A 15,309-nucleotide genomic window follows, 5' to 3' on the forward strand; every position below is an offset into this window, starting at 1 on the left:
GCCACAACGGGATGGCCAGATCAGACCTGTCGCGCCATCGTCACTTTGATTTCCAGCTGTCCAGCCAACGGCGGAACCCGGTGCGCCTTTCTTCAATTGCATCGCCCGCCGCGTAAAAGCTGTCTTCGACATTTTCGAGCATCGGGTCGATGCGGCGCTGCCGAAATCGTCGCCAGCGCACCCAGATCGCCCAGACGATGGCAAAGAACACCGTCAGGAAGATGATGTTGAACCAGGGGATCAGCCGTACATCGGGGCTGTCCACCGGGCGCACCGACACCGCGTTGGGAAAGATCGACATGAGTTGATTGCGCCAACCGTAATGGCGCAACACCACCCATTGCGGGTCCGCCTCGGTCGACACGAGATTGGTCAGCTCCGCCTGCAGATTCGAGCTGTCGAGCTTGAAATAGGGCGGCCAGCCCCAGCCGGTATCCTCGTTGCGATAAACGCGCGGCTTGCCGTTGGGGCGGAAGGTTTCGACGAAACGCACATCGCGATTGACCGTCTGCGCGGTTTCCTGTCCAGTGTCCTGCTGCGCCCAGAAAAGCGAGTTCTCACCGAAATCGACGCGCCTCACCTCGGTTTTGACGATCCGCACCACATCCTGCTGCGGCAGGGTGTATTCCAGCACTGCGGCGACCAAACCCCAGAAAACTATGATGAACGCCCATTTGACATAGACCATCTATCCGGCCCTCACATGAAATTAGTAATATAGATCAGCAGGGCAATTGCCCCAAGCGGGACGACATAGACGCCCAACAGCAGTTTCCTGCGAAAGGAGTTGTCGTATTTCTTCAACCCCCGCGCGACAAAAGCGTCGCGATCACCGGTCAACCCTTTCTTCTCCCAATGCGCGATCAGCTTGCGCCGCCGCATCAGGCGGGAATAGATTGACAGACCGATGTAGATCACCGTCAGAACAATCAGAAGCGGGATCAAGAAACGGATTGCAACGATCATTCAATTCCTCCCAACAGCGCCCCAGGGACCGACGCGAGCTATGACCTCGTCGCTGACCCTGTCGTTGCCGCTCATGTCCGGCTCATGGCCGAACAACGCGGCGCGGGCACCTGCCTTGTCCACCTGATACTCGCGTGCGAGGAAGTCGGCAACATAGGCTTTTTTGGTTTCAGGCCATAGGGCGTATGTGCTGTAAAACAGCTCTTTATGGCAGATGAACATTTGACGAGGGTCCAGCGGGGCAAGCTCGGCCAAAAGCATGTTCACCAGATCGCGGCTCGGGGTATCCGCCGCACGCAGCGTGTAGAAATAGGCTGGGTGATCTGAGGTAATGCGGGGCCACGGACCGCCATCTTTCGCCCAGCGCAACAACTGTGCCAGGCCGTGATAGGCCTCGGGCAGACGATCCGCGTGGTTGCGGGCCAGACGCCGCATGTCGCCCCGATCCAGCCCCGTCAGGTCAACGCCCGCATCAGCGGCGGCGTCAATGGTCAGGAAATCCATCTTCTGCTGCAGGATAGCTGCGGAATCCACACCACGAGCTTCGATGATCGTTTCGACCAGATTGTTGTACCCAAGGAACTTGGCGATCTGATTTCTCTGAGACACGTCAAATACGTATTTGATCGGCAGATCGTCAGGCCGTTCGGCCATACAGATTGCAGCCGGATGTTCCAAATCCGGGAATAGGTAGAGCCCGCCGAAATGCGCTGTCCAGAAATTGCGCTGTTCAAACGCTGTGTGGCGCAGGCGGACCGGGTTGCGTGTCACGTCGCCGGTTTCCTTGGCCGTCTCGATCATTTCCGCAATCAGCACATCGTCGAACCAGGCGTCTTCTTTGGTCTTGAACCGTTCGACCATGCCTGCAAGTTGCTGTGCCTTGCGCAGGGTGCCGCCTGCGGTGTCGGCCTCGATCTCGATCTTTTGCAGGTTCAGCAGATCGCGCGGCGTGCTGAGTTTGATGACAGAGTTCACCAGCTCTCCAGCCACCGCATCGGTGGCGGTCAGGGCGAACAGCTGTGCCTCGTTCATCTCAATGAATTCACGCAGGATATCGCGCGAGGTCGAGAACTTGACGTTCAGCAGAGGCGCGCGTTTCTGCTCGGTCGTCAGCAGGATGAATTGCCGGTTGACCCCGTTGGGATTGAGGTAGAGCGGGTCGTCCAGCTCAATCCCCACCTCGGGCGAATAGCCCGAGATATCGACGTGGAAATCCGTCAGCTCCGTGGTCTTGCCCGCCAGATGCTGCAGCGCGCGGTTATACCGCTCGACCAGAGCCGGGCTGGAGATGTGGACGAGGTTGCCGAACATCAGGCCTTTTTCGATGAGGCGGATCATTGAGTCGGGGTCTCGTAAAACAGTTTCAAGGCTTCCTCAATTTCTATTGAGCCCCCTTCTTCTTCCCAAATATTGTGATCGAGTATCTTCAATAGAGATTTACGAGATCCGTCTATTTCCAGCCTCTCAAAGCGCGTTATTTGATCTGCCCCTAACTTTTTAAAAGTACTTTGTGCGCTGTCGTATAGCTTGAGGAGGTCTCGGAAAGTTCTTTCAGAGTTGCAAGGCCTCATTATTGTTCCATGGAACTTCCCGTATCTAATCATAATTTCAAATCTATTGAACGTACCAAACATTTCAGAAACTAAGTCATCCCCGGCCGTGAGGATCGGTTCCCGAAACAATAGCACCTCGGAAAATTCATTGTCCTCGCTGTCTTCGTCGGACTTAAATGTGGGTCCTTTTTGGTATTTCGAGATAGACCGACATTTGTTTTCAATACTTTTTACTATGCTATCTAACTGCCGCTCAGCTTCCAACTCGCGACTACGCCTTTGTTCACTATCGAGAGACGCAGACTGTTTAGATAAAGCACTGGCCATTTCTTGACTGGCTTTGCGCTGCTCTACCATTTCTTTGCGAGTTAAGGTCAACTCTTGCCTTTGAGCAGCCAGTTCTTTGCCTTGTAGCAACACTGTTACGACTATCCAAAGGAACGCTAAACCGCCAGCAAGTCCAGCCAGTGTATCACCAACTTCGTTTGCGGGCGCGTCAAGGAAGGCGTTCAATCGGCTTTCGCAAACGAGAAAGTTGCACGTGTCATCAAACGCAAGCAAAGCAACTAGCCCTAAAAAGGCTACTGTCGCCAACATGCCAAACTTAATTAAACTATCCACACCAGCCCAATAACGACGCGCGTAACGATACAGAAGATCGTCGCTCCTGCTGTCGATCATCCACCATACATAAGCATAAATTAGCCAAACCGCGACTTTGTTCACCCCTTCCCCTCCAAATACCGCCGCTTGGCCTCTTCCATCCGGCCCATCTCACGCACCGCGTTTTCGATGGCGACTTCGTCGCTCTTGTCGGCATAGCGGAACTCGCTGTCGGCATAGCGGTTGATCTCTTGCATCACCATCTCAACCGTGATCGGCTGGCGCAGGTCCTCGATCATGGCCTTCTTGGTGTCGTAGTCGTGGAACAGGAACAGGTCAGGGTTTTCCATCCATTCGTCAGGCAGTTCGAAATCCATCGCGCGGACCTTGACCGCGTCGGTGATGTTCTTGATCGCGCGGCCGGTGAACCGTTCATCCGCTTGTTGGATCGCTTTTAGGTATGTGCCCAACTTGGCGATCGTGTCCATCTGGCCGATCTGATCGGAGACCCGGTCATAGACTTTCAGCAGAGCATCCTCATGCGGGCGGGAATGGCTTTCAAAGCTGGCGGCGACGGCCTTCTTGATCTCTTGCGCGGCATAGGCTTCGTGCGCGCCCAGCGGAATATCATGGTTGCGGCCCATCAGCAGGTGCAGGATGTCGATGTAATCCTCGCGCGTCTGCGGCCCGTCCACCAGGAACCGCGCGCCCGCCCGCTGGCGCAGGGCGTCGTCGACATTCTCGGGGTAGTTCGAGAACATGCCAAAGGTGCAGTTGCCGCGCACGACGGTGTTGGCGCCTGCAAAGCTTTCCATCAGCACGGCGGTGATTTCCAGCTGCCCGGCCGAGGACTGCCGGTCGCCGCGTTTGCCCGCAAGTTGGTCAATGTCGTCGATGGTGCCGAAGCCGATGACCGAGGGGTCGATGATCGTGTTGATAAAGGCCTTGGCGTTCTGGCCGGATTTGCCCTGATAGCTGTCGATATTGTCGGTGCTCAGGTTCTGATAGCGGAACGGGTATCCCGCGTTCTGACAATAGTTGTTGATCAGCCCGGCCATCATCTGGATCAGGGTGGTCTTGCCGGTCCCCGGCTTGCCGTCGCCCATGAAGGTGAAGATGAACCCGCCCAGTTCCGCAAACGGGTTCAAGCGGCGGTCGAAGTCATAGGCCATCACCATTTTGGCCAGCTTCATGGCCTGATACTTGGCGATATGGTTGCCGACCACCTCGTTCGGTTTCTTGAACGTCATGGTCAGGGTGGTGGATTTCGCCTTCGATGCCGGTTCGAAACCCCGGATGGTCAGATCGTCGACCTCGATATGCCAGGCGGCGTTCTGAAACGCGGCCAAATGGCCTGCGGACTGAGCACGCAGGGCGGCCTTGTCCATCAGTTGCTCGGCATAGGCGCTGGTGGCGGCGATCAGATTCGCGTCGTCGGGGGCGTGTTTGGCCAGCGTCTGGTCCAGTTCCCACAGCGCGCCGTGCAGGGCGAGTTGCCCATTATCGGTCAGAACCTCTTCGATCTCACCGATATCGGCAGTCGTCTCGCCCAGATGCGACGACATCAGATAGGCCAGAGCATTGCCGAAGGTGTGTAGCGTGATCAGAGCCTCAGCCGTCAGCAGTTCCGAGAATTCGGTCTTGCGGGCGGGCGGCAGATCCCCGGCCAGATTGGCACGTTTGAGATCGGCCAGCGGGGTCTGTTCCGCATAAGCATCAGCAACGGCCAGAGCGATGGCGATGGCACGTCGAAGGGCTTGCTGCGTGGTGGCCTGGGGCGGTGAAACCAACGTGTCGCCATCATCCGAGGCTTCAATCCGTTCGACCAGATGCACCCCATCCGCGCGCACGGTGCGCCGTGTCACCAGCCCCGGCGTCGTGGACCGGAAGCGCCGCCCAGTCGACACCCCCGGCGACCGTTCAACAGCGGCCTCAACTGGTTTGGCGATCCTTGGCGCGTGCTCGAACCCGTTCAGCAGGGCGGTCGCCGCTGGATAGTGCTTACGAATGTCGTCTTCGCGCAATTCCATCTGATCTGACGTCAAACTCATTTCAAAATCGCCTTTGCTGTCTTCAATATCTCAAGACCTGCCCGGTTTTGCTGACCACGAACTTGCGCACATCGGCAAAGCCCGGCGGGTTGCGTTCGGCCAGCACCTGAAACGGGCGCTGGGGCAGGATGATCGACCGTTGGGTGCGGGTGGCCCCGGTGTCGGCCCCTTGCCCGCCGAACGGGTCCAACGCAAAGACCTCGCGTTCGACGGTAGAAAACCAGCCTGCGCGCTCCTCGATCACCTCTTCGCTTTCCAGTTCCTCGGTGGTCCAGGCCAGCGCCCAGTCCTGACCTTCGGGCGCTTGCGCGTCTTCCAGCACTTGCCGCAGAGGGCCGGATTGCTCGGTATAGGCCGAGGAATACATCGGCCCCACATGGATGCGGCGCAGATGTTTGGGGTGCAGGTCGTCGAAATCCTGATCGAAGCCCTTGGCGATGGTCACAAGTTTCAGCCCGCCTAAGCTTTGCGCCATCAGATGCGCCTGTACTTCCGGCCAGCGGCGTTGGTCCTTGGGCAAAGCGGTTTTGCCGCTGTCTTCAAGCTGCATCAGGTAGATGACCGGCAGGTTGATCTGGCTGTCATAGACCGCCCAGTGGATCATGAACCTGCGCCGATCCCCCTCATTCCCGATCCAGTGGCATTCGGGATCGTTGCGGGACCAGAACAGCTGACCTTTCAGCAATTCCTCGTAATAGAGCCTTTGAGACAGCGCGAATTGTAGCTTGGTGGGAATTTCCTGATCCCCGATGATGGTGCGCACCATGTCCGTTTTCAGGTCGTCTTCCGAGGGCATATTCGCCAGATGCACCTGCGCCTGTTGCGCGTCATTGGCCATGGTCAGCAGCTCGGCCGCCACCGGAAACCCGCTGTCGCGCTTATCCATGGCGAGGCTGCCAAAGAACCGCCCCGTATCGCGCCCGACCAGCAGGTATTTCATACTCAGAGCGCGAAAGGTGTAGAGCAGCCCCGAGAGGTAACGCGACACGATCCGCACCTCTTGTTTCGAGATCGCTCCCTCAGCCTCCATCGTCGCGGCCACGCGCAGGAGGTGGACGGTGATCACCTCAAATTTGCGGAAATAGCGGCGCGAGGCGAAGGTGTCGGTCAGGCCGACATGGTCGTGGGTTGGGTCAGTCATTGAGTGCGTCTACGACGATTGGATTCCAAACGGCAATGGTCCACTGTTCCGACGAAAAGGAATAGGTACAGACCAACGGCACCAGCTATCGGTAAACCCCAATAAAGATACAAAAGTCCGCCGAGCAGAAATCCTGAAAACGGCAAAGCCCATTCTCTGAAATATTTCCGCCAAAAACGCTTGGACTTCACCGCCTCTGAAATGGTCAGGTAATCTTTGTCCCGGCCACGGCCATCCCTCAGAACAAACGATTTTACTATCCAAAGAGGCACGATACTCCAGCAGGCCAAGATGCTGAGATTGGGTTTGTCAGATGCAATGCCCGCAGCAATGGATAGAAGCAATGCAACAAACAACGCGCCGAAAAGAAGGTTGAGAATGCGATGTGATGCGTAGCTCACCCAGCTCAACCCCCATACAAATTCTTATCATGCTTCTCGACAATCGAGGCAAAGCGGCGGGCAAAGCGTTCGTCTGCCTTGGCCTTCTTCTCCAGCACGTCGCGGGCAAAGACCATATGGTCCTCATGCGCCTCAAGCATGTCGGCCATTTTCTGGTTGGTCGCGGTGCCGATGGCGGCCATGGCGGTTTGCGCCTCTTGGTCGGTCTGCACGCCGATCTCGTTGATGCGGTGGGCCACGTCCTGCTGCTGCGCGGTTTTCAACGATTTGGTCAGGGCGTCATACAGCACCACGCGCTGCTGGGTGTCTGTCTGCAGCTTGTTGATCAGCACCATCTGCGTTGCCGCCTGGTTCTGTAGTGAGTCGACCCAGGTCTTGCCCTTTTCGATGTAACGCTCCAGCGTTTGGCTTTTGGCCAGCTTGACCTGCTCTTCCTGAACCTTGGCGTTGTATTGCCTGTTCAGCTCGGCCAGTTCGGTCTCTAGCTGGGTGCGCGCGGCGGCGTCCTGTTCGACGCTGATCTTGTTTTCCAGCGTGATGATGGTCGGGTCCATGCCCTGAATTTCGGCGCGCAATGCCTCCAATTCGGCCACAGTCGCCTCACGGTCGTCCAGCGTGCCGGTCAGGTTTTCCTCGACCTTGACGCGCTGTTCTTCCAGCAGGGATAGCTGACCCTCCAACAACTTCACGATCACGTCAGACTTGGCGATCAGGTCCTGCAGCTTGTCGTCGATATTGGCGGTGCGCATCCGCTCCTGCCGCATCGACTCGGATTTGCCTTTCGAGAAGATACCAACAAAGGTTTCCCATCCGGATTTCGAACGCATCTCGTCGAAATCCTTGGAGAAAGCGCTGGTGACGTCGTCCAGCCCCATGATCAGCTCGGCGATATTGGCGTTCATCACCTCGGTGTGCGCGTGCACGTCTTCGAGGGTAGCGTTTTCAATGTCGATATCCGCCTCGGAGGTTCCGATCTTGGCTCGCGCGGCTTCGATCCGTGATGTTAGCCCTTCTATCTGCGATTGGCTCTCACGTACTTTCTGTTGAGTCTCTTGAATCAACGCCTCGAATTGCTGGTTCGACATCTGTCCTATCCTTATTTTTCTTATATACCCAATAAGATAGGGAATGTTATGCTGATTTACATCCCCTTGGGTCCTGAAATTCTGCAAAGATTGGCAAACTCACAGCGAAAAAGATAGATGCGACAACTTATCACCGAAGGGAACGACGTCGCCTGTGTAGGTACGGCGTCTTTTCAAGGACTTATTATCCGGTGTTGTTTTGCCTGTAACGGCTTCCTAAATCCACTTGTTGCTACTGCAGCTCCAAAAACGTCACCTCCGCGTCACCCATAGCAACAACAAGTGGCGTAACTGCATTTCGCACCTCATGCGCACGCGGTGGTGTTATCTTCATGATCGTTCAAAACAGGAAACCGCCCATCCTTGGAAAGACGGTTGGTATTATTGGAACCGTCATTCACGGTTGCCAAATTGAAATTGAGAAACGCTGGTAAGGTTTCGGGTTCGCAACCATCCAGCCAGACCCCTGACGCCGACGCCTGTTCGAAACTCAAACTCCTCAAACTGGAACCTTCGCGCAGGCACACCGAAGCGACGCAAGCCTTCGCTGAGAGACACCCGGAGAGAGACCGGCCCACAAAAGGAGACTTTTGCGCGCGACAGGTTCGGGCCTATGACACCGGCGATCATTTCAGCGCTGATGCGTTGACCTTCGTCAGATATTACGAGGTGCAACCTCAAATTCGGTTTGAGTTCAGCAAGTTTTTCGACTTCTTTCAAATGCGGGGCGGCCTTTCGGGAGCTGACGCAAAAGAAAAGATCAACTGGTTCGCCGTCACCGTTCAACGCATTGGCCCATGCAAGAAATGGAGTGATACCGATGCCGCCCGCGACCCAGACCTCAGGGCCCCTGCCTTTATGGCGGAACCGCCCATAAGGGCCTTGGATATGAACAGACTGACCTTCTTTTAGGACGCGGCCCAGAGTAGATGTATAATCCCCAAGGGATTTCACGGTTACACGCAGAGTGCCGTCAGGACCGACTTTCGAAAAGCTGAACGGATGCGGTTCATTTTTCCCGGCGCCGGTGAAGCGCAGAACACCAAATTGCCCAGGGACCGGGTTGAGCCGTCTGTCTTCAGGCTCAAGTGTAACAGCCAAAGCACCGCCGGTCGTCTCAAGTTTCGAGATTTTGTATCCGTATGACGGACGTAGTTTTTGCGGCAGCAGCATCCATGAATAGGCTCCAATGCCCAGCGCACAGAAAAAACCGGTATACAATCCGGCAGGATCCGTCATCGCAAAGGGCTTCATGATCAGAAAGAAATGGAGAGCACCGATAGCAAACAAGGCTCCCATGGCTTTGTGCGTCCACTTCCACAGGTGATAGGGGATAAACGTCGCAACGGAAATCAGGGCCAGGATGAGCAACCCGTAGAAACTGACTTCACCCAAAGATTCAGCGAAGTCATTCCATGCGGTCTCGCGGCCAAGACCGCGCATTTCGGCCCCAATTGTATCGTGCAACAAAATTGCTGCCATTGCTGCGATCCCTGCCCATTTATGCAAGACGTAAACACGATCAAGGCCACCGAATAAGTGCTCGATCCCCGGCAGACGCGTTGACAGAATTTGCCCCCACGCCATCAGAACCAGCGCTGCGAGACCCAAATATTGGGAAAACAGCGCTGTCTGGTCGGTGATTCCTGGCAGAGAAAAAAGCTGGTAAGCCGGGACAAGCGTCGTCACACTGATCAAAAAGAGTCCGATTGGTTTCATGAGTTTTCCTCGATCTGCGTTTGAAATTCGGCGCTGATCAGTTCGTCCGCGAGAAGGTCGTCGATAAAAGTACTTAGAAGCTGCAGACGACCTGACACACCAGCTTTTCGATAAACAGAAGCACATTGCGCCTTGATTGTGCCCGGTTTGGTTCTCCTCAGATCGGCGATTTCAGCGATCGAGAAACCCTTGATGGCGAGAATGGCGACCTCACGCTCTGCCTTGCTGAGAGACCACGCTTGAAATCGGGCATTCAGAAGCTCGCTGAATGCCCCTGACGCAACTTTTACCTGATCTTCAAGTTGGGTTTGGCGGGTCAGAACTTGGCGCAGCTCGTTCGCCGTAAACGCCAACCCACTGATCAGCGCAACTGTTACCAGCGCCTCGATAAGATCGCTTTCAGCCATTTGGATGGAGGATATCGGCCAAAGAAGATCCAGGATGATATCCATCAGGAAGTAAGCGCTACAGACGGCCTGCAAAGCGAACAAAGACCATAAAATGGTAATACGTGTCATAATCGGCTTTCGGAAAAAGGGGTGCGCCCTTAGACAGGGCGCACCAATCGACGGTCAGCTGTCGTCAGAGGGGTCTTGCAGTTCAATCTCGAGTATTTGGCCGGTCTCAGGCGACACCTCGATCTCGAAATCTGTGCCACCCATTGACGCCTGGATTTCGATTTCGTCATCCTCGGTCTCTACTTCTGAAATGACGTAACCCTCCGCCTCTAACGCAGAGCGAATGGCCGCCACCGACGTTCCCAGGGTATCGCCCACATTGACCTGCGCCAGAGCCAATCCGGGCGTAATGAGAACAGCCAGAATCACCAGTTTTCCAAGATTGTTCATTTGCATTCCTTTCCAAGAAATCTGCCACCGCGAGATTGCGGTTGCTCTTATCTGAGAAGTTCTTGAGATCGACAAAATTGGACTTTTGGCAGAATTCAAGCGGCTTAGGCCGAAAGTTTATGCCAACTAAGGCGATTAGCTCGGCCTGAACTAAACAACTGTCGACCGGCGTTGGCGGGATCGGCGATGTGGTAATCGAGATACTGCATAACGATACCCTCAGTGATGACACCGTTTGTGGTTAAGAAAAATCCCCTGCCCCGGAACCTGCGATCCCAATAGCGCCTGCGCAGCGCGGGGAATTTCCGCTGTAACTGGTGAGACGAACGGCGCTTCATCTTGCGCACCAGATCCAGCTGGAAATCGGAGGGCGTCCTCCAATCTGTTGACCCTATGGACTCTTATGCCCATCTATCCTGTTGGGCTTATCGGATTAGTTCCCAACAAAATACTCTGTGGGCCACCTGAGAAGGTTCGAGATGGCCCACGTGAGACTGCATATGTTACTGCGCTACCTCACTATGACGTATCTATTGCTTAAAACCGCCATTCGTACGACGCCCAAAGAGCCTGCGTGGATACGTCGGCACCAAGCGTTGATCTCGCCTCAAGGCGTAGGTTTCCACCGTGATCAAAGGCTTTCTCATAGCTCAGGCCCACTTCGCCAAAAGTGTCGGTTCCGCTGCCGCCTGAGGCAAGTGCAAGGGTGTTGCCAAAAATTGCGACATCAACAACCGACGGCGCATCCGCGTCGCGATGTACGGCGGCCAGCGACGCCGAGAGACTTCCGCCACCCACGGCGGTCGAGTATGCGCCTCCTATCCGGGTCTCGCTGAACGTGACGGTTCTATCGCCCACCGTCGCATTGGGGCTGCTGCCCGTCTCGGTGTAACCATCCAGGTCCTGTTCGCCATACAAAAAGCTGGCCCGGGGGGTCAGGATCGCACCATTCTCCATTCCGAAATCCCGTTCGGCAGCTACCAGCGCAGTAATCATGTCGCTGGAATAATCCGCATCAGTTGTGGTGTTTCCGCTTGTGGTGGAGTCGTCGTGATCCAGGTTGCCGTAACCAAGACCAAAGCTCAGATCAGCAAAGCCAAAGTTCTGGGCGATGATGCCGCTCATGAAGACACCGGACGTGTCGAAAGACGTAGCGCCAAAGGTACCGTCATTCTTGAGGTAGCTGGCCCCAAGCCCGTATCGCAGGCCGGTTCCAAGATCGCGGGTTACACCTGCGCTGGCACTCCACATATTCGACGACAGGGACGCAGAACTCCCGCTCGAAGTTCCATCGCTTCGACTGCCGCTGATCAGAAAATACGGCCTGAACCCTTCGATGGCACCACTTCCACGGGTACTGAGAACAACTCTGTCCTGGCTAACAGTGCCACCATCAGTGCTATCCAACTGGCGGGCCAAATCGTAAGACAGTCCGGCAATTTCAAACGCCTGGTTTGTGTTGGGCTGCAATTCAGTGGCATCAAATGTGGCATAGACAGGGGCCGTGCCGCCTTCGTCGTCAACAAACCAACCCTGAAACGGTGAGGATACCGTCGTGGTGAAGACACCAGTGGACGTGTCATCGTCCTGGAAGTGATAGACAACCCGTCCACCGACATTCTTCAGATTGACGTCATGATCACTGACCCGAATGGTTCCACCAATATTGGCTGAAGATTCGACATTGAGCGTGCCACCGCCATCGCCAAGAAAGACGGAATAACTTTGGCCTGACGACTGGACCGCAATGTCGCCGGTGACGTTGACCACGCCCTGAGCCGATTGCAGATGCAAGCCATAGGCTTCCGCGGTACCCCCGGTGGCGGTAACGGATATCGAACCGCTGTGGGTCAGGACGCCGGTTGCGGTCAGATCGCCGGCAAACAACCCTTCGGCCCTGATCTGGGAATCTCCCAGAGCGGACACAGAGATTGTTCCCGAGTTTTCGGCTATGCCCTCGATCTGGCCAAAGCCCAGACCGGTGGCAGCGACCGTAGATACATTCTGGCCGATGGCGGCGACTTGCACTGTCCCCGAATTTGAAATCTGCGCGTTTTCCTGAATTATTCCGGCAAACATCCCCTCAGCGTAGGCCGAGGTGCCGTGGGTGTTTTCGACCCGCACCGAGATATCGCCGCTGTTGGTTGTGGACCCTTCGATCTCTCCGATGCGCAGGCCCTGTGCGTGGGCATATGCCATCCTATCGCCTTTCGCAGCGACGGAAATGTTGCCGGAATTCAAATAGGTACCGCTGTTACTGGTGCTGATACCCACAGCGCTGGCGCTCGACCCGTTATCGGCTATTGCCGTCACCGAGATGTTACCCGAATTTTCAAACTGTCCGCTTGCGAATCCCAGGTAGTCGCTCGATGTGATACCGACTGCACCGGCAGTCGACCCGCCTGATGCGGCAACTGTAATTGTCCCAGTGTTGGCAAAAGACCCGACGAGATCGTTCATTTCAATCCCCAGCGCAAAGGCGGTTGTCTGCCCATCGGCCAGAACGGTGATCGAACCGGAATTGCTGGCCGCGCCGAATATAAGACCGCTGCGGATACCGGTGGCCTGCGCAGTAATACCCTGCGCAGTTGCCATGATCGAACCGCTGTTGGAGAATTGTCCTTCGACATGAGAGATTTCGATACCGTAAGCGGTTGCCGTGAAACCGCCGGAAACCGCCTGAACGATCAGGCTTCCGCTGTTGCTGAACGTGCCCTCGACGGTACCGTTGGCCGTGACGCCAATAGCGCTTGCATAAGAACTTGGGCTTTCGGCGAGGACGGAAACCGTGCCGGTGTTGGTGACGTCGGCCCCTGCGAGCACGCCGTTCACGCTGATCCCTTCCGCTGTTACTTCAGCCCCCTGCGCAACAACCGAGATATTCCCGCTGTTGGCGAATGAACCCGTCAGAGTGGAAGACCGGATTCCTATGGCTTCGACGCTCGAACCATTGACTACATTGACGGTAATCGTTCCCGAGTTGTTCAGAGTGCCATCTATTTCTCCGACTTCAATACCGTAGGCCGATGCATGATTAATGGCCTCCACCTGAACGAGGATGTTACCAGAGTTTTGTAGCAGCCCGTTCAACCTTCCAGCGTCAATGCCTGTCGCAAGAGCCGAAAATGAGGTGGCGATTGCGTCCAAAGCAATTGTATTTGTGTTGATCAGGGTGCCGTCGACATTTCCAGTCTCTATCCCGATCACGTCAGTGCTGCCGCCTTGTCCGATTGCAGTGATGGTTCCGTTGTTGGTTAACGCGCCTTGAACGAAATCCGTAGAAATTCCAATCGCAGAGACGTTGCTCACCCCGGCCGCCGCGATCACCAGTTGCCCATCATTGGTCAGCTGATTGCGAACCTCATCAACCTGAAAGCCAAAAGCTTCAGCTGACCTGTTACCGGCCCTTGCATCCGTGAAAATCCGTCCGCTGTTGACCAGTGTGCCAGAGATGTTTCCTCCGTGAATTCCCCGGGCTGTCGCCGAGGTGGTTCCGTTCGCAATGACATTGATCTGTCCGGAATTCGCGACGTTGCCGTTGACGTCACCAAAATCCAAACCATCCGCTCTTGCATCCGCTGTGGTGCCCAGGACCTGAACGTTCACCGCGCCAGAGTTGTCGAAGACGGCACTGTTGGCTACATCCGCAATGTCAAATCCATCGGCGCCAGCGCTTCCGGCCATGGCAGTTCCGTTGATAGCTCCCGAATTCGTTAGCGTTCCTGTCAGGTTCGAAACTTCGACAACGTCAACGGAAGCACGACCGGTGTCACCCGCCGTCATCGAAACCGTCAAAGCGCCGCTGTTCTCCAAACGACCTGAGACAGTCGCAATCTCGATCGCATCGCCGTTTGCGTTGCTTCCAGCGTTGCCCACAACGTTTATGGCACCGGAGTTGATCAGATTGCCTGAAAGGTCGTTTATACCAATTCCATCCACACTTGCGGTTACGCCGCCCGAAGCTGCAGCGACGATAGGCCCTGAGTTCTCGACCGTCCCGGCGACAGTTGCCAGTTTGAAGCCATCTGCAAATGCACTGCCGCCAGAACTGGATGCGTCGACGGTAATGTTGCCGGTGTTGCTGACAGTCCCATTCACGGTCTGAGCCGCTATCCCGACGGCCGATACCCGGGAGCTGAGGTCAGCCCGAACATTGATCGTTCCACTGTTGGATAGCGCGCCGTCGATCTGAGTAGCAGAAATACCTGTTGCGGTGCCAAATGTCAGAGCGGAATTTGCAATGTCGATGGTGCCTGTGTTCTGAACGGCACCCGTCAAATTCCCCAATACATCGACACCGTACAGCACAGCACTGTCGCCAGTCGCTGCGCCCATCGAAATCGTTCCAGAATTCAGAACTGTGCCGGAGAGATCACCATTGATGTCAATAGCTGAACGGGTTCTCAGTGTACCTTCCGGCGCTGTCAGCCGCCCGTCATTTGTCAGCGTACTGGTATAATCCGGCACATTGATCTGGACCACCCCCGGCCCGGTCAACAGGTTGACGTCAATCGAACCTGTTGCCGTAATCGTATGATCTTCGTCGACGCTACTGACCAGAGGTGTCGTCCGTGGCCCGTTCACCACTTCGCCAAAAACAGATCCCGCGGAAACTGCCAAAACCGAGGCAGAACACAAAAATACTGAGGGGGCGACACTCGCTACTCTACCCTTCCACTTGGTCAAACGCCCCCCGCGCGTGAAAGCACGAACTCTTTGCTCGATCTGCATATAACTCTGCCCCATCTGGCTCATTTCCGTTCCCCGAGTCCGCAGGGTTGTTTCCCCAGCGTCACCCACTCAATGCGATGTGTGTTTGCACACTCCAGAGCAACGTTAAAAGAGCGATGAGGGCGGAAATGTGGCCAAATCGGCGGTTTAGAACTTTAGTTTATGCTATCTTAACAGGCGTTTATCCAACTTTGAGACTTCCCGCTATATT

At 55.6% G+C, this 15,309-nt stretch carries 12 protein-coding genes and 1 pseudogene; all 13 read right to left on the reverse strand.

The annotated features are described in order from the left end of the window. Window positions 1–40 precede the first annotated feature (40 nt). Window positions 41–688, reverse strand: a complete 648-nt coding sequence (locus AC2TCY_RS00775; protein WP_480844831.1) for a DUF1523 family protein — start codon at window positions 686–688, stop codon at window positions 41–43. Between the two features lie 11 nt (window positions 689–699). Beyond that, complete coding sequence (locus AC2TCY_RS00780) at window positions 700–966, reverse strand: hypothetical protein (protein WP_480844832.1); 267 nt, start codon at window positions 964–966, stop codon at window positions 700–702. Next, window positions 967–2,304 (reverse strand): DUF6638 family protein, encoded by a 1,338-nt coding sequence (locus tag AC2TCY_RS00785; RefSeq protein ID WP_480844834.1) that lies wholly within the window; start codon window positions 2,302–2,304, stop codon window positions 967–969. Continuing rightward, the gene (locus AC2TCY_RS00790; protein WP_480844836.1) at window positions 2,301–3,245 is read right to left on the reverse strand and encodes a hypothetical protein; all 945 of its coding nucleotides are present in this window, start codon (window positions 3,243–3,245) and stop codon (window positions 2,301–2,303) included. The genes AC2TCY_RS00785 and AC2TCY_RS00790 overlap by 4 nt, the downstream gene beginning before the upstream one ends. Further along, window positions 3,242–5,173: an AAA family ATPase gene (locus tag AC2TCY_RS00795; protein ID WP_480844837.1), complete on the reverse strand. Its 1,932-nt coding sequence runs from the start codon at window positions 5,171–5,173 to the stop codon at window positions 3,242–3,244. Before AC2TCY_RS00795 ends, AC2TCY_RS00790 begins: the two co-directional genes overlap by 4 nt. A gap of 22 nt (window positions 5,174–5,195) precedes the next feature. Beyond that, complete coding sequence (locus AC2TCY_RS00800; protein ID WP_480844838.1) at window positions 5,196–6,314, reverse strand: hypothetical protein; 1,119 nt, start codon at window positions 6,312–6,314, stop codon at window positions 5,196–5,198. Beyond that, window positions 6,311–6,715, reverse strand: coding sequence for a hypothetical protein (locus AC2TCY_RS00805; protein WP_480844839.1), 405 nt, complete (start codon window positions 6,713–6,715; stop codon window positions 6,311–6,313). The genes AC2TCY_RS00800 and AC2TCY_RS00805 overlap by 4 nt, the downstream gene beginning before the upstream one ends. A gap of 5 nt (window positions 6,716–6,720) precedes the next feature. Further along, a complete protein-coding gene (locus AC2TCY_RS00810) occupies window positions 6,721–7,800 on the reverse strand; it encodes a hypothetical protein (RefSeq protein WP_480844841.1) in 1,080 nt (359 codons plus the stop codon). Between the two features lie 393 nt (window positions 7,801–8,193). Then, window positions 8,194–9,519 carry a ferredoxin reductase family protein gene (locus tag AC2TCY_RS00815; protein WP_480844842.1) on the reverse strand — a complete coding sequence of 442 codons (1,326 nt, stop codon included), beginning with the start codon at window positions 9,517–9,519 and terminating at the stop codon, window positions 8,194–8,196. Further along, window positions 9,516–10,037 carry a helix-turn-helix transcriptional regulator gene (locus tag AC2TCY_RS00820; protein WP_480844843.1) on the reverse strand — a complete coding sequence of 174 codons (522 nt, stop codon included), beginning with the start codon at window positions 10,035–10,037 and terminating at the stop codon, window positions 9,516–9,518. The genes AC2TCY_RS00815 and AC2TCY_RS00820 overlap by 4 nt, the downstream gene beginning before the upstream one ends. 54 nt (window positions 10,038–10,091) lie before the next feature. Beyond that, window positions 10,092–10,367 carry a PepSY domain-containing protein gene (locus tag AC2TCY_RS00825; RefSeq protein WP_480844844.1) on the reverse strand — a complete coding sequence of 92 codons (276 nt, stop codon included), beginning with the start codon at window positions 10,365–10,367 and terminating at the stop codon, window positions 10,092–10,094. A gap of 104 nt (window positions 10,368–10,471) precedes the next feature. Next, a pseudogene (locus AC2TCY_RS00830) lies at window positions 10,472–10,720 on the reverse strand (transposase); the annotation flags it as partial. Window positions 10,721–10,904: 184 nt separating this feature from the next. After that, on the reverse strand, window positions 10,905–15,122 hold the full coding sequence (locus AC2TCY_RS00835; RefSeq protein WP_480844846.1) for a hypothetical protein: 4,218 nt from the start codon (window positions 15,120–15,122) through the stop codon (window positions 10,905–10,907). Between the last annotated feature and the right edge of the window lie 187 nt (window positions 15,123–15,309).

The organism is Ruegeria sp. HKCCD7181 (assembly GCF_057221055.1).